Raw genomic sequence first — 17,627 nt, 5'->3', positions numbered from 1 at the left:
TAACCCTCCTTCAATCTCTTTTCAACTCAACCTGCCGTCTCGCCGACAACCCTTTCTTTGGCTATCCCTCTGAAAGCGGATGCAAAGGTAATCACTTCTTTTCCCTAAAACCAAAAATTATTTTATAAATATTTTTTGAAGGAACAGAGCAGTAGGTCAGTTGGAATTCCTTCTTCGTTTAGAAGGGATGCAAAGGTACTACTCTTATGTTATACTTTGCAACCCTATTCTAAAAAATTACTTAAAATCTTTGAGGACTGTTTCACTTCTGTCTGGTCCTGTGGAGATTAGGTTAATTGGAACATTGACTTCTTTTTCAATAAAGGAGATGTACTGATGTACTTCCTTAGGAAAAGCGTCATAAGTTTTGATTTTGTTGATAGGGACATTCCACCCGGAGAAGTCAGAAAAGACAGGGCTATAGTTGCCATTTATCAGGTCGTGGGGCAATTCGTCAGTCGGTTTGCCATCAACTGAATAGCTAGTACATATCTTGAGCGGATTAAAATCCGTAAGCACGTCTCCCTTCATCATGAAAAGGGATGTGACTTTATTGATCATGATAGCATACTTCAGTGCTGGCAGGTCGAGCCAGCCACAACGCCTGGGCCGGCCTGTGGTAGCGCCAAACTCATGACCAACTTGCCTAAGCCTTTCGCCAGTTTCCTCAAGAAGCTCAGTTGGGAACGGCCCGCTTCCCACTCTTGTGCAGTAGGCTTTAAAGATGCCGTAGACCTCACCAATGTTGCCCGGTGCTATTCCGAGACCGGTGCAGGCCCCGGCAGCCGTCGTATTTGAGCTGGTGACAAAGGGGTAGCTTCCAAAGTCTATGTCGAGCAATGAACCCTGAGCGCCTTCAGCCAGTATTTTAGCTCCGGAGTTTATATGCTTATTAATCACGTACTCACTATCGATAAGCTGGCAGTCCTTTAGAAAGTCAACTGCTTTGAAGAAAGCTTCCTCCTTTTCGGAGAAATCGTGGACGTAGTTGTAAAAGTCGAGTATCTTGAGATGCTGCTCTTTAAGTGCATTATACTTTGCTTTAAAATCGGGTGACAGGATATCGCCCACCCTGAGTCCGAGCCTTGCCACTTTATCCTGATAGGTTGGGCCAATCCCCTTTAGCGTAGAGCCAATTTTCTTCTCTCCTTTTGAACTTTCGTAGGCAGCATCAAGCTGGCTGTGGCTTGGGAGAATAAGAGAAGCCTTTTTTGAAATAAAGAGCCGTCCATTGATGTCGACATTATATTTCGACAAAGCCTCTACTTCTTTCTTGAATATTATCGGATCAAGCACCACGCCATTGCCTATGATATTGATTATAGAGCTATGGAAGATTCCAGATGGAATTTGATGAAGTACGTGCTTTATACCGTCGAATTCCAAAGTATGGCCTGCGTTTGGTCCGCCCTGAAATCTGGCGATTACATCGTATTTGGGCGCCAAAACGTCCACAATCTTTCCCTTACCTTCGTCTCCCCACTGAAGGCCCAAAAGTACATCTACCGCCATTTGTTTAAGATTTTTTAAGTTTTTCCACTGCCTCCCCTTTGCTGTCTACTATAGAGAAGATAGCATTGAGCTTTGTGATCACCAGCAGCTTTTTGACATGATCAGAAGGATTAACGAGCACTACTTCTCCACCCTTGTTTCTGAATTTTGTAAGTATTGTTATCAAAACGCCTATGCCGCTACTGTTGATATACCTGACATCTTCTATATAAAGCGCACAAAGGGTGACTTGTTTATCGATAGCATCTTTTACTATCTCTACCAACTCGGCTCCGTTGTTTTCGCCGATTAAGTCGCCTTCAAAATGAAGATGAAGTATTTTGTCGCTTATGTTATGTGTGTATTTCATTCAGGCGCAATTATATAAGGAGAAAGCTCAGTTTAAAAATTAGAAAGTAAATTTTATGCTTTTTCTGTTTTGGCCAGCTCTTCTCTGTTGCCGCAAGAGGCATTCGTACAGTTGCCATAGAGGATGAGAGAATGATGCATGACATCGAAGTGCAATAAATCGCCGACGGTATTCTGAATATTCTGGATTCGTGGGTCACAAAACTCCATTACCTTATGGCATTCTGTGCAAATCAAATGATCGTGTTGTTTATAGCCATATGATTTTTCGTACTGCGCCATGTTCTGGCCAAACTGATGTTTTGAAACCAGGTCGCATTCAACAAGTAAGTCAAGCGAATTGTATACAGTGGCCCTGCTCACTCTGTAGTTTTTGTTCTTCATACTTATGTACAAAGATTCAACATCAAAGTGACCACCCCTGGAATAGATTTCTTCCAGAATAGCAAAACGTTCAGGAGTCTTCCGTAGCTCCTTCTTTTCGAGGTAAGCTGTAAATATCTTTTTTACCTCCGAGAATATTTTTTCGTTGAGTACCATACTTTCAAAGTCACAAATATAGTAAAAGCTGGCTTAGTCAAGCTGCTCTAAGTCATCGTATCTGGAGACACTGTAAACATCACTAATTTCTTCGAGTTTCCGAATCAGCGTATCAAGATGTTTCGTGTCCTGGATGTATAACTTAATTCCGCCCTGAAAAATCCCATTGTCGGTGTCGATAGTTATCGACCGCATGTTCACTTTGAGTTCATCCGATATCACTTTAGTGATGTCGTTGATCATTCCCATTCTGTCGGTGCCTGTAATTTTCAGCCCTGTAAGGAAAGCTATTGCCTGCTGGGACGCCCATTTTGCCTTCACCACCCGGTAACCATGGTTGGACAAAAGCTCAGGTGCATTTGGGCAAGAGGTACGGTGGATTTTGATGCCTTCGTTGACTGTTACGAAGCCAAAAACCTCATCGCCTGGGATGGGATTGCAGCATTTGGAGAATTTGTAGTCAATCACATCCATGTCCTCACCGATCAGTAGTAAGTCGTGATCTTTGCCCTTTACTTCAGTGATCTGCTTTTCAAAGGCACGGGCATCCTGAATTTTATGGCCATTCCTTTGAATATTCCCTTCCTTGAAGTCCTTGAATTTCTTTATGTCCTTTGAGTCGATCTTGCCTTTACCTACTTCAAAGAAAAACTCAAGTGGTGTTTTTGTACCAAAATATGCCACCAACTGATCCAGGATTTCGCTGGAAAGCGTCAACTTCATTTGCTTCAGCTTTCGAAGTACTATTTCCTTGCCTTCGGCTGCAGCTGCTTTCCTTTCTTCTTTCAGAAGATCCTTGATCTTTGACTTGGCCTTGGAGCTAACAACAAGCCGAAGCCATCCTTCGTTTGGTTTTTGCTTGCTGGAGGTGAGGATTTCAACCTGGTCTCCATTCTTCAATACATGATTGAGCGGAACCAGCTTTTGATTCACCTTTGCCCCGATGCAACGTGCCCCAATTTGGGTGTGTATATCAAAGGCAAAGTCAAGTGCCGTGGCACCATGTGGCAAGGTCCTCAAATCACCCTTAGGCGTGAAGGCGAAAACTTCCTCCTGAAAGAGGTTGGATCTGAAATCGTCTACGAATTCAATCGCTGAAGAATCATTTTGCTCCAGCATATCTCTCACCCGGGTGATCCACTGCTCCAGCCCGGATTCTTGTGGATTTGATTTGTTCTCTTTGTACTTCCAATGGGCTGCATATCCTTTTTCCGCAATGTCGTCCATCCTGCGAGACCTGATTTGCACCTCCACCCAGTTGCCGTGGTGTGACATTACCGTAGTATGCAAAGACTCATAACCATTTGCTTTCGATGTGGAAATCCAATCACGAAGCCTGTCGGGGTTGGGCTGATAGTAGTCGGTAACAATGGAATACACCTGCCAGCAGGCCGCCTTTTCGTTTTCGTATTCAGTGTCGATAATTATTCGGATGGCAAACAGGTCGTACACTTCCTCGAAAGGAATGTTCTGTTTGCGCATTTTATTATATATAGAGTATATCGATTTGGGGCGGCCTTTGATTTCAACCGTCAAACCAGATTTTTCTATGGCCGACTGTATTGGCCTCACAAAAGACCTGATGTATTTGTTTCTGGACGCCCTGGTTTGACTTATACTATTAGCAATAGATTTATAAGTATCGGGCTCGGTAAATTTGAGGTTTAAGTCTTCGAGCTCGGATTTTATTGTGTACAATCCCAGTCGGTGAGCCAGCGGGGCATAGAGATAAATTGTTTCAGAAGCTATTTTCAGTTGTTTGTTGCGAGGCATGCTGCCAAGCGTTCGCATGTTGTGCAGCCTGTCGGCCAGCTTCACGAGGATCACTCTCACATCTTCGGAAAGGGTGAGCAGCATCTTTCGGAAGTTTTCGGCTTGCTGAGAGCTGCCGTATTCGAAAACACCGGATATTTTAGTGAGCCCGTCAATGATCTTGGCAATCTTCGGCCCAAACTCCCTTTCAATATCAGCAATACTGGTGTCGGTGTCCTCAACTACGTCATGAAGCAAGGCGGCAACAATAGAGGTGGTACCCAGACCAATTTCTTCCACGCAAATCTGCGCCACCGACAGGGGATGAAAAATATAAGGCTCACCGCTCTTGCGCCTCATTTCGCTATGGGCTTCCATAGAGGTGTTAAATGCCTTCTTAATCAGCTTGGCATCTCCATCTTTCAGCAGTGGCTTTGCCAGTCGCAGCAAGCGCCTATACCTCTGAATTATTTCCCGCTTCTCTTCCTCAATATCTACCGCCTGCATGTTACTTTCTTAACGAATACCTATTTAAACAAATTTTTGTTACTACACGTTGACAAAACAAATTATTTCTCTACATTTGCATTCCGTTTTCAAAAGCGGGTGTGGCGAAATTGGTAGACGCACTAGACTTAGGATCTAGCGCCGCAAGGCATGGGGGTTCGAGTCCCTCCACCCGCACTAAAAAACAAACCCTCCTACGCAATTGCTGAGAGGGTTTTTTTATATTGGATTGACTCAACAAAATTCTACAACATTGGATATTCAACTCGACAAGATTACTAAGACAGAAGCCCTTATTAAAATTAAGGTTTCAGAAACTGATTATCAACCCAAAGTTGAAGAAAAAATAAGGGAGTATAGTCGCAAAGCCTCCATTAAAGGCTTCCGCCCAGGGAAGGTGCCTCAGGGCATGATTCGCAAAATGTATGGTAAGTCGATTCTTGTGGATGAAGTGAACCATATGCTTTCTCACAAAGTGTCAGATTATATCAAGGACAACAAGTTGGAGATCATTGGCGAGCCTCTTCCTAATGTTGAAAAAGCACAGGACATTGATTGGGATGTGCAGAAGGATTTTGAATTTGAATACAACGTTGGGCTGGTTGATGAATTCTCAATTGACCTCTCCAAAAAGGTCAGCGTAACGTCATATTCGATAAAAGTTGATAAGAAGCTAATTGCCGAAACAGTTGAAAACCTTAAGAGCCAGTTCGGCGAAACCAGCGACCAGGAAACTGCAGCTGAAGGAGATAACCTTTTCGGTGTTCTGAAAGGTGAAGATGACGCCAAAGAGGAAAGCATTGTGCTTTACGCCGACAAACTTTCGCCAAAAGAAGCGAAAAAACTGGTTGGCGTGACTAAGGGTGCTGTTGTTGAGGTGGATATCAAAAAGCTTTTCAAAGAAGAATCAGATTTGGCAATTGCTCTGGGCATTACCAAAGATGAGGCTAAGAAACTGAAGGGCAAATATACTTTTGAAGTAAAAAATATTAGCCGGGTGGCTAAAGCCGAAGTCAATCAGGAATTATTCGACAAGACCTTTGGCAAAGACGCCGTAAAGTCAAACGAAGAGTTTGAACAAAAAATAAAAGAAACCATTTCTGAAAATTACCAGCAAGAAACAGACATGTTTCTTGACAGGTCAATCAGAAATGAAATGATCAAAAACACGAAGCTTGAGCTTCCTGACAGCTTTTTGAAAAGCTGGCTGCTGAGAACGAATGAAGGTCAATTGACTCCGGAAGATATCGAGAAAGAGTTTGATGCCTACACCAAAGAATTGAAGTGGTCTCTTATAAGAAACAAAATCAGTAAGGATCAGGATTTGAAAATAGAGCACGAGGACGTGATGGAAGAAGCCAGAAAGCTGATCAGAAGGCAGCTAGCCGGCAGTGGCATGGGCTCTCAGTTTGAATCGAGCATCGATATGTTTGTTAACAACTACCTTCAGGGGGAGAATGGTGACAATTACATGAAAGTTCACAATCAGGTTCAAACGCTGAAAGTAATGGAGTACATAAAGTCACAAGTGACTATTAAGTCGAAGGAAGTCAGCCTTGACGATTTCCGTGATCTGCCTATGAACTAAGAACCAACTTTTTGGGTTAAATTGAAGTCCTTTCACAGAAGGGCTTTTTTTTTATTTTTGTATCAACCCATTAACAATAAGTCAAATGTATAAAGAGCTTTCAAAAGAAGAGTTTAGGAAATACGCAGTGAAAGGCCAGGGGATTTCAGGCTCTGTTTTCGATCAATATGCAAGCAGAGTAGAGAACATGACCCGGTCAGTTATTGAAGAAAGACCAACAAGATTTGCGGAAATAGATGTTTTTTCTCGCCTGATCATGGACAGGATTATTTTCCTTGGCATGCAAGTGGAAGAAAATATTGGGAATATTATCACAGCTCAGTTGTTGTTTCTGGAGTCTGTGGATGCAAAGAAAGACATTCTGCTATATGTGAACAGCCCTGGTGGATCGGTTTATGCGGGCTTGGGTATTTATGACACTATGCAATATGTGACCCCTGATGTAGCAACTATTTGCACGGGCATGGCTGCTTCAATGGGTGCAGTGCTATTGGCAGGTGGCGCTAAAAACAAGCGTTCTGCATTGCCTCATGCAAGAATCATGATTCACCAGCCGAGCGGTGGCATGCAAGGCCAGGCCAGGGACATGGAGATTACCCTGAGACAAATGCAGGAGTTGCGGAAGGATTTGTACACCATTCTTTCGAACCACACTGGCAAACCATACGAACAAGTGGAGAAGGATTCAGACAGGGATAACTGGATGAGACCAACCGAAGCGAAGGAATATGGTTTAATTGACGAAGTTTTACAGAGAAAATCATCTAAATAAAGTACTTTTGGAAGATAAGATGGCCCAAGTAACTTGCTCATTTTGTGGGAGAAACAAAAAGGATGTTGACCTGATGATCTCAGGGATACATGCTCATATCTGCGATAAATGTATTTCGCAGGCTCAGCAAATTTTGCAAGAAGAAACAAAAACAAGGACGAGCACTGCGAAGCCGAAGTTCAACCTCATCAAGCCTATTGAGATAAAAAATCACCTTGATGAGTTTGTTGTGGGCCAGGATGAAGCCAAAAAGGTTATTTCCGTGGCTGTGTACAATCATTACAAACGGTTGACGCAGGAAAAAACGGATGATGATATCGTTATAGAAAAGTCCAATATCATAATGGTAGGAGAAACAGGGACAGGTAAAACCTACCTGGCCCGTTCTCTGGCCAAAATCCTGCAGGTGCCTTTTTGCATCGCTGACGCTACGGTACTGACCGAGGCCGGTTATGTGGGAGAAGACGTTGAAAGCATACTGACAAGGTTGCTGCAAGCTGCCAACTATGATGTGGAAGCGGCAGAAAGAGGGATCGTTTACATAGATGAGATTGACAAGATTGCCAGGAAATCGGACAACCCATCTATTACCCGTGACGTGAGCGGAGAGGGTGTTCAGCAAGCGCTTTTAAAGTTGCTTGAGGGTACTCAAGTGAATGTGCCACCTCAGGGCGGCAGAAAGCACCCCGACCAAAAGATGATCACTGTGAACACAGAAAACATACTGTTTATCTGTGGAGGTGCTTTTGATGGTATTCACAGGATGATTTCGTCGAGAATGACAACCAGGCCTGTCGGTTTTGCTGCTGGTGCTGACAAGGAAGACGATGTGTTTATTGACAAGGACAACCTCCTGCAATACATCACAGCGCAAGATTTGAAGTCGTACGGTTTGATCCCAGAGCTTATCGGTCGTATGCCGGTACTAACCTACCTGGATCCTTTAAATAAGGAAACGCTTAAAAAAATACTTACTTCTCCCAAGAACGCACTGACCAAACAATATAAGAAGCTGTTTGCAATGGAAGGTGTAGAGCTTGAGTTTGACGACGAAGTGTTGAACTTTATCGTCGACAAAGCCGTGGCGTTTAAGCTTGGTGCCAGAGGATTAAGATCTATCTGCGAGGTAATTGTTAACGATGCGATGTTTGAAATTCCCTCATCGAAGGATATCGACAAGCTGGTTATCAGCAAGGATTACGCTGAAGAGAAAATGAACAAATCGAAGTTCAAAAGACTAAAGGCCGCTTAGGCCTTTTTTTGTTTCAGGAAGGATACCATTTCCCTGGCCGCTTGTTCGGGAGCGTTCTGATCTCCTATCGTTGAATCTACTAAATCGTAGCCTTGCAGCATCTTGTTTCTATATCCATTACTATCGGAGACGATGGCATTGATCTCTTTTAGCACATTCTGGGGCGACATTTCGTCCTGGATAAGCTCCTTCACCACCTCCTTGTTTGCTATCAGGTTGACCAAAGAAATGAAAGGCACCTTGATAAGCCTTTTGGCCAGGGCGTAGGAAATGCCACTGGTTCGATAAATAACAACTTGCGGTGCTTTTAACAAGGCTGCTTCGAGGGTGGCGGTGCCAGAGGTAACAATGGCTGCCTCGGCTATCTTCAGGATTTCATAAGTCTTGTTGTAAACCAGTTCTACGTTTCCTCCACTATGTTTCAGCGCTTCGTATGCGCTATCCGGAAGGTTGTCAACCGCTGCCACCAGAAAATGAAATTCGGGCTTTGCCGGGACTACCTGCTTGAGCATTTCGACCACATTGGCTACCTCCTGCGCCCGACTTCCCGGCAGCACGGCGACCACTTTTTTGTCCGCCCTGGCACTTAAAAACTGCTCATCGAAATCATATGACCTAATGGCCTCCTTCAGAGGATTGCCCACATAGGAGACTTCAAACTCATACCTATTAAAAAACTCCACTTCGAAAGGAAGAATACAAAAAAGCCTATCGATGAGCCGTTTCAACTTATACGCCCGCTTTTGGTTCCATGCCCATACCTTTGGCGAGATGTAGTAGAAATTGGTGAAACCTTTTGCCTTAGTGAAAGCAGCAATTCTCAGGTTGAAACCCGGGTAGTCGATAAAAACCACCGCATCCGGATTGAACTCCAAAATGCTGTTTTTGCACTCTTTTTGAAGCCTGGCCAAGGTTCTCAGGTTTTTGACAACCTCCCAAAACCCCATGATAGCCAGCTCCCGATAGTGCTTGAGGATAGTGCCCCCCGCCTTTTCCATGTAGTCGCCACCCCACCCCACTATTTCCGCTTCCGGGTCGGCTTTCTTTAAGTAATTGATAAGAAAAGACCCATGTAAATCACCCGATCTCTCTCCTGCAATCAAAAAGTACTTCATTCGGTCCGGGCTTGAGTGGTTAGTGATTGTGAGGCAGACAAAAGAAAGCTATTCCCCAAAATACTCTACGTAATTACGGGGTGTCTCATACAACTTGATGGCATGCAGGGTGGCATTTGGTGCAATTTCTTTCACTCCTGGAAAGAGTATCTTCCAGAATTCAAATACTATATTTTCACAGCTCGCCATTTTCCCCTCGAGAAAATCGACATCCAGGTTAAGGTTTTTGTGGTCCACTTTGTCGACAACCCTTGTGCGAACAAGCGTACTTAATTTCTTTAGGTCAATCACAAAGCCTGTTTCCGGATCGGGCATTCCTTTTACTGTTATGATCAAGTCAAAATTATGCCCATGCCAGTTTTCGTTGGCACAAGGGCCAAAAACTGCTTCGTTTTTCTCCTTAGACCACGCCGGGTTGTATAGCTTATGGGCTGCGTTAAAATGTTCCTTCCTGCTTACGTAAATCATTCCCCAACAAATTTCCGCAAATATAAGAAGAATGTGTGCGTCTTGCGCAGGCTTTCGGTCTTTAGGCTTTATTGGCCTGTTAATTACCCCTATATTTGGGCAAAATAACTCTCAATGATCGTAGTAACTGGTGCTGCTGGCTTTATTGGAAGCTGCCTTATTTCAAGCCTGAACAAGAAAGGCTTTCGGGCCATTGTGGCTGTTGATGATTTCTCCAACGAGGAAAAAAACAAAAACCTCGAGGAGAAGCAACTCATAGAGAGGGTGGACAGAGATGACTTCTTCAGCTGGATTGAGAATAATCAAAAGCAGATAGAATTCATCTTTCATCTGGGAGCACGCACAGACACTACCGAGTTTGACCGGGAGCTTCTTTGGAAGCTGAATACCAACTATTCGAAAAAGGTTTTTGAGTTGTGTGCGCTGTATCAAATTCCGCTGGTGTATGCGTCGTCTGCCGCTACTTATGGCTTGGGTAAAATTGGGTACGACGACGACGAATCGAGGCTTTCTGAACTCAAGCCATTGAATCCCTATGGTGAATCGAAGAATGAGTTTGATATTTGGGTATTGCAGCAGGAGAAGAAACCGTTCTTTTGGGCTGGTCTCAAATTCTTCAACGTATACGGCCCCAATGAATATCACAAGGGCAGAATGGCTTCTGTGATTCTTCATGCCCACCATCAAATAGAAAAAACAGGCAAAATGAAGCTTTTCCAATCGCATAACCCAGCCTACAAAGACGGTGAGCAAATGCGTGACTTTGTGTATGTGATGGATGTGTGCAGCATTTGCCAGTTTCTGATGCATCATAGGAAAGACAGTGGCATTTACAACCTTGGTTCAGGACATGCGAGAACATTTAAGGATTTAGTGCTGGCAGTGTTCAACGCACTGGGAAAAACTCCTGAGATTGAGTTCGTTCCCACGCCTGAAGACATCAGGGACAAATACCAGTACTTTACCGAGGCTAATATGACTAAGATAAGGTCGATCGGGTATGATCAGCCATTTACCGAACTGGAGAGTGGGATTGAAGATTATGTTAAGCTTTACTTAACAAATAAAGCCTATTTTTAAATAGCCTTTCGTTGCAACAAATGAGAGTGAAATTCATCTTGTCCTCTTCTGAGGTTAAGGTCATGCAACGGAGTTCTCGTTTTCGCCTCTGATTTCAGAACAGCCTCTTTCTGAGCCATTCTTTCCAAATCTTGTTCTGAAAATGACAAGGTATGTTCCGGCCAATAGTAAACGGGATAGCCCAAAGAATGCAGCGCTGCTCCGGCTACTGACTCGTATATATTTTGATCCGTCTGACTCATCTCCTCGACATATTTGAGCTTATTGTCCGGTATTATAGGCCGTACGACATTCTTCCACATCTCTCCTGCATCGGCGGTAACTCTTGATTCTGCCGAAGAAGGAAATTCGAAAAGGTCTTCAGGCATTTCCAATCCAATAGCCGCAAAGAGACGTTCAAGCTCGCCAGCAGGGTTCTGAATTAGTTGCTCATAACTTAAAGGGAACACTTTTGGGCCAAGCCTTTGTTGCAGTTTAATGGAAGCTGTTTGATCGTAATTCCATTGTGCCGCACAGTAGTAGGCCGACTTTGGGCCAACAATGGCCTTAGAAAAAGACAAGGCAACGTCTCGCCCATCCCGATATAGAAAAATGTAGTGGTCAAATATTTTCTCACCTTCAAAATCGTCGGCAAACTCATAGTTTGTCATGCTCTTGCATACCCAAACGTTCTTCCCATTTAATGTTGCTTCCCAATCATAAATGGCCTTAAAAGCTTGAAAAATTGTCGGTGAAGTGCACTTGTCGATGATTTGACTTGACGACGGGCTGAAACCCCGCCACGCAACTGGATTTAACTCTACCCAGGTGATCATATCCTCAACAAGTTCAGCGAAATTATCACTAGACTGTAGATTTCCATACCTCGGCAACAAAGGGTAAAATGTTTTCAACAGATGAGGCGGGTGGGGAGCGCAAACGTTCTGGTGCTGGTTCAACATTACCCTGAGCAAATTGGAACCTGATCGCTGCGTTCCTATTATTTGTATTCTCTTCATCCTTGTCGACTACTGATCTTCTACTTCAAACCATGCAATCTAGCGAAACATGGCCTTAAAGAGAAAGTGGGAAATTTTAATGGTTATTTTTTATTAGGTTGGCGTAAAATCTGCATTTGGCTGACATGAAATTAGAGTTCCCCGCCATTAAATCTATTGCACTTATTTCACTCCTGTGGAATAGCAGCCTTTGTTTGCTTGCGCAGAACAAAACGACACTGACTTTCTATGAGGACATTCAACCCATTATATATCAGAATTGCACTCCGTGCCACCAGCCCGGAAAAGCTGGCCCCTTTAATCTCATAACATATCAAGAGGTCGCCAACAAGGCCGACTTTATTGTCTATGTGACCAAAACCAGGTACATGCCGCCGTGGCAAGCAGACCCCACTTATCAAACCTATTTGAACGAACGCTTGCTGTCGAACGACGAAATAAGCAAAATACAATTATGGGTGGCACAAGGAAAAGAAGCCGGGGACTCGAATGATGGTAAAACAATTGAGGCAATTCCAGAAGGCCCTTACCCTGCCAGGGAGCCTGATCTTTCCTTCTCAATGCAGCAACCGTATGTTATCAGCAATACCAATAGAGACGATTATAGATTTTTTAACATCCCAACAAACCTACCGGAAGACACATATTTAGAGGCTATAGAATTTATTCCAGGCAACAAAAGGCTTGTTCACCACAGCCGGGTGATGACTGATACTTCACATATGGTGAGAAATATTGAAGGACTCTCTGCGAACGATTCAGCTATCTGGCAATTCAACAAATATCCCCCACTTGACAGGTTCCTTTACGGCTGGGTGCCAGGCAACTTTCCCATCTTTTTCCCCAAGGGATCCGGCAAGAAAATCAACAAAGATGTCGACCTCATACTCAACATACATTACGCTCCGTCGTCGGTGGAAGAAGAAGATTTATCGACGATCAATCTATATTTGGCCAAGGGGGAAATAGAAAAAGAGGTCAAAACGATCACCGTAACCGAGGAGTTTATTGTGAATAGGCAATTTTTTATACCCAAAAATACGAAGCCTTACTTCGAAGCAGTTTATCCGATTGAGAGCAACATAGAGGTGATAGCTGTAAACCCTCATATGCACTATCTCGGCGCAAATTTCAAAGCCTTTGCTGTTACGCCCGATAAAAAGGAGATTCCCCTGATCAAGATTGACAAGTGGGATTTCAACTGGCAAACTACCTATCAATTTAAGGAATTGGTCGAAATCCCAAAGGGATCTCTCTTAACCGTGCAGGCCACATTTGACAATACTGCCGGGAATCCTGCCAATCCCACCTTTCCACCAAAGGATGTTACCTATGGGTGGAACACTACCAGCGAAATGCTAAACCTAATCCTATACTATCTGGAGAAATAGTCGACATCGATCATTCTACTGATGGCCACCTCCTACTAGCCAATAAGCTTACACTAGTGAGTTGACATTCCTTTTAGAAAAGACAAAGCCTCATCGTTTTCGTAATATGCATATCCCCGCCAAAATGTAGCGCTAGTATCATTGTACTTCCAAGCTACCTCGCCGTCTGCTGTAACCTCCCAAAACCCGTAGTCCCCCTCACAAATCAAGGTATTTCCATTATTTGTTCTCACCGCACCGGAAATTCGGCCGTACGATAAAAGACTATCGGTAAAACTCCAAACCACTTTGGGTTCGTTGTCCCAATCTGGCAGTAGCTGAAGCTCTTCCGGCATCTCAAACTCATACACAGTAGATCGCTTTGCCGTAAGCCCATTTTCGTAAATCAACACATTAGGCATCTGCCGTCCTTCCTTCCTCAATAAGTTAGGAAAGTGTATTCTATCAAACAATCTCGTGCCTTTGGCATTGCCATATGCTTCGGGGTTTCCAAACCTATATATCAGGTTACCTCCCTTGCCAAATTTGCCACCACTACCACCTCTGGCCTCTTCTGTGCTGGCGCTATGATCGACCACCCATACTTCACTAAAGTAATTTACACTAATGAAAATCAAATCGTTCTCCAGATCGTAGTCTATACCATTAGCATGCATTAGATCACCATCTGGCCGCAATAAATAGTTGATATTTATCTTGTCCGGCCTCTCAGCAACCACTCCATAGGTAGGCGCTCCATTTAGCTTATCCTGGACAATATGATCCCAGCTACGCCATTCCCAAACCACCTCTCTGGTGGCTGTATCAATTTCCACCACCTTTTCCGGGTAAATATCATAGCCCACACTAGCACCGGCCTTCTTTGCCGTAACGGAGTCAATTTTCTCCCAGGCTAGAAAAAGGATGTTGCCGTTTGGCAAAAGCGTCAAGTCGTGGTGTGCAAGCAGATCGTCTGATACGTATTGGAATTCCCAATCGACAGAACTATCGGGGTTGATGATTTGAATGACACCTCCATATCCACCACCAAAACTAAAGCCTGGGGTAGGCGCTTTGAACATTCCAAGAAGCTTACCATTAGGAAGTAGCTCGATATCAGCACCAAGTGACAAACCAAATGTCCATGTATAGAGTCTCTTTCCTGCTTTACTAATCAGGTATGCCGAAGTACCTCCACTTTCCACCACAAAAACTGAACTACTGTCTATTAAATCCGGGTTGTAGAGTTTAACGGTACTAGCCAAGGGTGGAACAACACTTATAGCATCTTTACTAGTACCAGAAGAGCCCTGGCAGGCGCACATCACTGCAATAAGGCTGGCAACAGCCAAAATGTCCAATCTTTTCATATCATTGAAACTTCTCTAACAAACAGCTACAAAACATGTTGCCCCAGCAGGCAAATCAGGAGACATCAACATCTACTAACATAGTCTTCAAATTTCCAAGCACTAGTGCCCGCTCTTTTAGCGAAAGAAATATTCGATTCTGCTTTACCACACAAATTCAGCGATTGAGGCAAAAAAAAGCCATCTAACAAGTTAGATGGCTTTTTACTATCAAAAACAAATCGTTATTCGTTACAAAGATCAAGCTTAACGGCACCGATCGGAGGAGATGGGCCCCATGCAGCAATCACGTTGCCAGAAGGCGACTTAATTGTAAATGAAGCTTCTGAATCCCAGTCTCCCTTGGTATACTCAAACGTCAGGGTGGTTGTGCCAGCTGGAACGCTTACAGTATAGGTAGCACCAGCTCCTTGCGCAGCACTCACTGTATAAACTGTTGGTGCTCCATCGATATATACAACAAGGGTTGCACCATTCCAACCGTCACCGTATGAATCAGCCAATGTCAAGACATAATCGCCCTGAGGGTTCACAATAGTGGGCGCACAAACGATCGACCATGCATATGAGCAGTTAGACCCAGGGAATTCAGTACAAACTGAAGGAGACCATGAATCAAACAACCTACCATCAGCAGTAGTCAACTCCCAACGAATTGAGAAAGAGTCGCCAGGAACAAACTTAAAGTTTGCACTGCTCGCTCTTCTATTTGGCTTGTCAGGGTTGCCCCAAACAGGTGTAGCGTTACCGTCTTTGTCGTAGTCAAAGGAAGAGTCCTTGAACATCTCATACATATCGTCCTGAGAAATAGAGAACGATGTTGTCACCTTGTTAGCCGGCACTGCGGCTCCTTCTATTGTTAAGAAAGACACGCCGTCTACACCACCGTAGTTGGCTACCGCTGGGTTGCCATCAGGATCAGTGTAAGCTTCACTGAAATATGCGAAAATCTCTATTTTAGTCACTGTGTTCTCGCCATCAATAGAGTTCCACAGCATATCAAAGGTAATGTCCTGTGCAGCGTTACCGCTTAGAAAGTCACCTTTGGAGCCTTCAGCTACCACTGTATATGCATTGACACCTGATTCCCAATCGGGTAGTACCACCAAATCCTCGTCTTTACAGGCAGGGATAACAACCACCATTGCCAGCAATACCAGGATATATTTATTTAGTTTTTTCATAATTGTCTAATTAACTAATTAAAACTGAAACTTAAGTGTATCCCAGAACACTGCAGCCGAAGGATTGTCATAAATGATAACCGGCGTCTTGCTATTCAGGTTAAGCTCATCCTGCGCATACGGGAAACGTAACGCAAACTGACGAGGCAACTGAAGTGGTGTCTGAATATCAGCTGGAAGCCCTGTTCTACGGAAGGCATTATACTGCTCAATGCCATTCCCGAAGTTAGCAAACCATGCTTGCTTCAGCACATAACCAAGCCTGGCGGTCTGGCTACCACCTGTAGGGTAGGCAGCTAAAACCTCAGCCCTAAGAGCGGCTCTGGTCTTGAATGTAACAGGCCAGCTATAGGCAGTGCCCCAGGTAGACTCATCGGCCGCTACTGTTTGACCACGAGAACCAAAATCCCAAACTTTGTTCATTTGATCAGTCAATGCAGAATTAAGCAAAGCAGACTCGCTTGCTGCCACTTTTGATATGTCAGTTCCCAAAGTGATGGAAGCTTCCAAAAGATAGAACTTAGTCATCCAGCTTGTCAGCATAGGAAAGTAACCTACACTTGACCCTCTATTGCCTCCGCCCGAACCAGACGTAGCATCAAACACACCACCGGCTGGATAAGAACCAGGGATAGTCCTGATAGGGTTGTCGTTAGGAATACCTGATGGATCAGCTCTGTCCCTCCCGAATATACCTGCCAGATAAGCCTCTTCAGATGAAGAAAGTCCATCCGGGTCTGAGCCGAACAGGGCGTTAGTAATATTAGGATTCAACACAAAGTATCCGTAAGTACAATCTGTTCTCTGAGAGCAAGGGATCGTTTGCTTGTCCGTCGGATCGTCAGGATTTAGCACAGTTGTAGTCTGGCGGTGAAAGTAGAACGGGAACCTTGGGTCACCATTCACCAACATCTCGTACATAAACTGGTGTCCAAAGTAGCTAAACCCAGCCTCACCACCAGCATATGCAGCCTGGTACCATGGATGTCTAAAATCAGGCGTAACTGCTGTTGGAAACTCGTATTGAAAATCATCAGCAGCGGCAGTGATCAAATCACCCTCAGTAACGAGTGCCTGAATTTGGCCAGCTACATCGCTAACGTTCCTTGTTTGAAGCAGCAGCCTCAACTTCATAGTTTTGGCTAGTTTTCTCCAACGAGTCATGTTACCGTTGTAGATAAGATCACCTCTTACAGCCACTGTGCTTGTTAGAGCAAAGTTAGCAATAGCCTTATCCAACAGACTCAAACAGTCCGCATATACAGCAGCGTCGTCATCATAAACAGGCTCTTTGATCGGCGTTTCAGCATCTCCTTTAAACGCTTCCGTGTAAGGAACGTCTCCAAAGAAGTCTACCATCGTACTGAAATAATAAGCCTTCAGCACCTGGCCAATGCCAAGGTAACGAGGGTTATTTCCCTGTGCTTCTGCAGCCGCAACCAACTCGTTTAGGTCCTTAAGAGGGCCACTGTAGAGAAAATTCCAAGTGCCATTCCACGACGCATTGCTGAAGTTAAAATCATCATTTGCAGTCGTTTGGGCCATAAAACCCGTAGAGGCACCATTGAATCCACCAGCCAATGAGGAAGACATGTTCGACAACACATTGGCCAGCAGAAGATCAACTGCTGCTTGCGATGGGTTGTTAGGATCTGTGTTGACATCCAAATCGAAGATGTCGCACGAAGAAACAGAGAACAAAAGTATTAGCGACATAAATGCAGCTAAAGCTTTTCTATGTAATTTTTTCATATGTTCATTCATTTTATTA

At 44.1% G+C, this 17,627-nt stretch carries 15 protein-coding genes and 1 tRNA gene; 6 read left to right on the top strand and 10 right to left on the bottom strand.

Features of this window, described 5'->3' with window-relative positions; genetic code table 11:
• Positions 1-237 precede the first annotated feature (237 nt).
• From RIF36_RS25860 to RIF36_RS25845, 4 genes are read right to left on the bottom strand one after another with little or no spacing between them, the layout of a single operon-like run.
• The gene (locus RIF36_RS25860) at positions 238-1,512 is read right to left on the bottom strand and encodes an adenylosuccinate synthase (protein WP_152000633.1); all 1,275 of its coding nucleotides are present in this window, start codon (positions 1,510-1,512) and stop codon (positions 238-240) included.
• A 4-nt stretch (positions 1,513-1,516) separates the two neighbouring features.
• The gene (locus RIF36_RS25855) at positions 1,517-1,861 is read right to left on the bottom strand and encodes an STAS domain-containing protein (protein WP_350070843.1); all 345 of its coding nucleotides are present in this window, start codon (positions 1,859-1,861) and stop codon (positions 1,517-1,519) included.
• A 53-nt stretch (positions 1,862-1,914) separates the two neighbouring features.
• Positions 1,915-2,400, bottom strand: coding sequence for a Fur family transcriptional regulator (locus RIF36_RS25850; RefSeq protein WP_152000635.1), 486 nt, complete (start codon positions 2,398-2,400; stop codon positions 1,915-1,917).
• Between the two features lie 33 nt (positions 2,401-2,433).
• Positions 2,434-4,659, bottom strand: coding sequence for a RelA/SpoT family protein (locus RIF36_RS25845; RefSeq protein WP_350070840.1), 2,226 nt, complete (start codon positions 4,657-4,659; stop codon positions 2,434-2,436).
• A 95-nt stretch (positions 4,660-4,754) separates the two neighbouring features.
• Here RIF36_RS25845 and RIF36_RS25840 point away from each other — a divergent pair.
• The 4 genes from RIF36_RS25840 to clpX all read left to right on the top strand — a co-directional run bounded on the left by RIF36_RS25840 (position 4,755) and on the right by clpX (position 8,271).
• A tRNA-Leu gene (locus RIF36_RS25840) sits at positions 4,755-4,836 on the top strand.
• A 76-nt stretch (positions 4,837-4,912) separates the two neighbouring features.
• Positions 4,913-6,247 (top strand): trigger factor, encoded by a 1,335-nt coding sequence (gene tig / locus RIF36_RS25835; protein ID WP_350125923.1) that lies wholly within the window; start codon positions 4,913-4,915, stop codon positions 6,245-6,247.
• An 85-nt stretch (positions 6,248-6,332) separates the two neighbouring features.
• A complete protein-coding gene (locus RIF36_RS25830) occupies positions 6,333-7,019 on the top strand; it encodes a ClpP family protease (protein WP_317488187.1) in 687 nt (228 codons plus the stop codon).
• Between the two features lie 19 nt (positions 7,020-7,038).
• Positions 7,039-8,271 carry an ATP-dependent Clp protease ATP-binding subunit ClpX gene (gene clpX / locus RIF36_RS25825; RefSeq protein WP_152000686.1) on the top strand — a complete coding sequence of 411 codons (1,233 nt, stop codon included), beginning with the start codon at positions 7,039-7,041 and terminating at the stop codon, positions 8,269-8,271.
• Here the strand turns inward: clpX and lpxB are convergent.
• The gene (gene lpxB / locus RIF36_RS25820; protein WP_350125920.1) at positions 8,268-9,386 is read right to left on the bottom strand and encodes a lipid-A-disaccharide synthase; all 1,119 of its coding nucleotides are present in this window, start codon (positions 9,384-9,386) and stop codon (positions 8,268-8,270) included. The two genes, clpX and lpxB, sit on opposite strands and share 4 nt — an antisense overlap.
• Before the next feature lie 48 nt (positions 9,387-9,434).
• Positions 9,435-9,854, bottom strand: coding sequence for a 6-pyruvoyl trahydropterin synthase family protein (locus RIF36_RS25815; protein ID WP_350125917.1), 420 nt, complete (start codon positions 9,852-9,854; stop codon positions 9,435-9,437).
• A gap of 114 nt (positions 9,855-9,968) precedes the next feature.
• Between RIF36_RS25815 and rfaD the strand changes: the two genes are divergently transcribed.
• The gene (gene rfaD, locus RIF36_RS25810; RefSeq protein WP_350125914.1) at positions 9,969-10,934 is read left to right on the top strand and encodes an ADP-glyceromanno-heptose 6-epimerase; all 966 of its coding nucleotides are present in this window, start codon (positions 9,969-9,971) and stop codon (positions 10,932-10,934) included.
• On the opposite strand, the gene RIF36_RS25805 is transcribed toward rfaD, so the two are convergent.
• Positions 10,931-11,932: a sulfotransferase family protein gene (locus RIF36_RS25805; protein WP_350125911.1), complete on the bottom strand. Its 1,002-nt coding sequence runs from the start codon at positions 11,930-11,932 to the stop codon at positions 10,931-10,933. The genes rfaD and RIF36_RS25805 overlap by 4 nt on opposite strands.
• A 125-nt stretch (positions 11,933-12,057) precedes the next feature.
• On the opposite strand from RIF36_RS25805, the gene RIF36_RS25800 reads away from it, so the two are divergent.
• A complete protein-coding gene (locus RIF36_RS25800) occupies positions 12,058-13,323 on the top strand; it encodes a monooxygenase (RefSeq protein WP_350070822.1) in 1,266 nt (421 codons plus the stop codon).
• A gap of 53 nt (positions 13,324-13,376) precedes the next feature.
• On the opposite strand, the gene RIF36_RS25795 is transcribed toward RIF36_RS25800, so the two are convergent.
• The 3 genes from RIF36_RS25795 to RIF36_RS25785 all read right to left on the bottom strand — a co-directional run bounded on the left by RIF36_RS25795 (position 13,377) and on the right by RIF36_RS25785 (position 17,608).
• On the bottom strand, positions 13,377-14,672 hold the full coding sequence (locus RIF36_RS25795; protein ID WP_350125908.1) for an aryl-sulfate sulfotransferase: 1,296 nt from the start codon (positions 14,670-14,672) through the stop codon (positions 13,377-13,379).
• A gap of 224 nt (positions 14,673-14,896) precedes the next feature.
• Complete coding sequence (locus tag RIF36_RS25790; RefSeq protein WP_350070818.1) at positions 14,897-15,856, bottom strand: hypothetical protein; 960 nt, start codon at positions 15,854-15,856, stop codon at positions 14,897-14,899.
• Between the two features lie 18 nt (positions 15,857-15,874).
• The gene (locus RIF36_RS25785; RefSeq protein ID WP_350125905.1) at positions 15,875-17,608 is read right to left on the bottom strand and encodes a SusD/RagB family nutrient-binding outer membrane lipoprotein; all 1,734 of its coding nucleotides are present in this window, start codon (positions 17,606-17,608) and stop codon (positions 15,875-15,877) included.
• Positions 17,609-17,627 lie beyond the last annotated feature (19 nt).

Origin of the sequence: Imperialibacter sp. (genome assembly GCF_040222815.1) — a bacterium.
Lineage (GTDB): Bacteria > Bacteroidota > Bacteroidia > Cytophagales > Cyclobacteriaceae > Imperialibacter.
The sequence above is the reverse complement of the archived record's forward strand: the minus strand, read 5'-3'. Positions and strand labels throughout refer to the sequence as shown.

Excerpts from the sequence above, each read along its gene's own strand:
- RIF36_RS25795 (WP_350125908.1), bottom strand. The coding sequence starts at position 14,672 with ATGAAAAGATTGGACATTTTGGCTGTTGCCAGCCTTATTGCAGTGATG.
- rfaD (WP_350125914.1), top strand. The coding sequence starts at position 9,969 with ATGATCGTAGTAACTGGTGCTGCTGGCTTTATTGGAAGCTGCCTTATT.
- clpX (WP_152000686.1), top strand. The coding sequence starts at position 7,039 with ATGGCCCAAGTAACTTGCTCATTTTGTGGGAGAAACAAAAAGGATGTT.
- RIF36_RS25805 (WP_350125911.1), bottom strand. The coding sequence starts at position 11,932 with ATGAAGAGAATACAAATAATAGGAACGCAGCGATCAGGTTCCAATTTG.
- RIF36_RS25830 (WP_317488187.1), top strand. The coding sequence starts at position 6,333 with ATGTATAAAGAGCTTTCAAAAGAAGAGTTTAGGAAATACGCAGTGAAA.
- RIF36_RS25860 (WP_152000633.1), bottom strand. The coding sequence starts at position 1,512 with ATGGCGGTAGATGTACTTTTGGGCCTTCAGTGGGGAGACGAAGGTAAG.
- RIF36_RS25800 (WP_350070822.1), top strand. The coding sequence starts at position 12,058 with ATGAAATTAGAGTTCCCCGCCATTAAATCTATTGCACTTATTTCACTC.
- RIF36_RS25815 (WP_350125917.1), bottom strand. The coding sequence starts at position 9,854 with ATGATTTACGTAAGCAGGAAGGAACATTTTAACGCAGCCCATAAGCTA.
- lpxB (WP_350125920.1), bottom strand. The coding sequence starts at position 9,386 with ATGAAGTACTTTTTGATTGCAGGAGAGAGATCGGGTGATTTACATGGG.
- RIF36_RS25850 (WP_152000635.1), bottom strand. The coding sequence starts at position 2,400 with ATGGTACTCAACGAAAAAATATTCTCGGAGGTAAAAAAGATATTTACA.
- RIF36_RS25790 (WP_350070818.1), bottom strand. The coding sequence starts at position 15,856 with ATGAAAAAACTAAATAAATATATCCTGGTATTGCTGGCAATGGTGGTT.
- RIF36_RS25845 (WP_350070840.1), bottom strand. The coding sequence starts at position 4,659 with ATGCAGGCGGTAGATATTGAGGAAGAGAAGCGGGAAATAATTCAGAGG.
- RIF36_RS25855 (WP_350070843.1), bottom strand. The coding sequence starts at position 1,861 with ATGAAATACACACATAACATAAGCGACAAAATACTTCATCTTCATTTT.
- RIF36_RS25785 (WP_350125905.1), bottom strand. The coding sequence starts at position 17,608 with ATGAAAAAATTACATAGAAAAGCTTTAGCTGCATTTATGTCGCTAATA.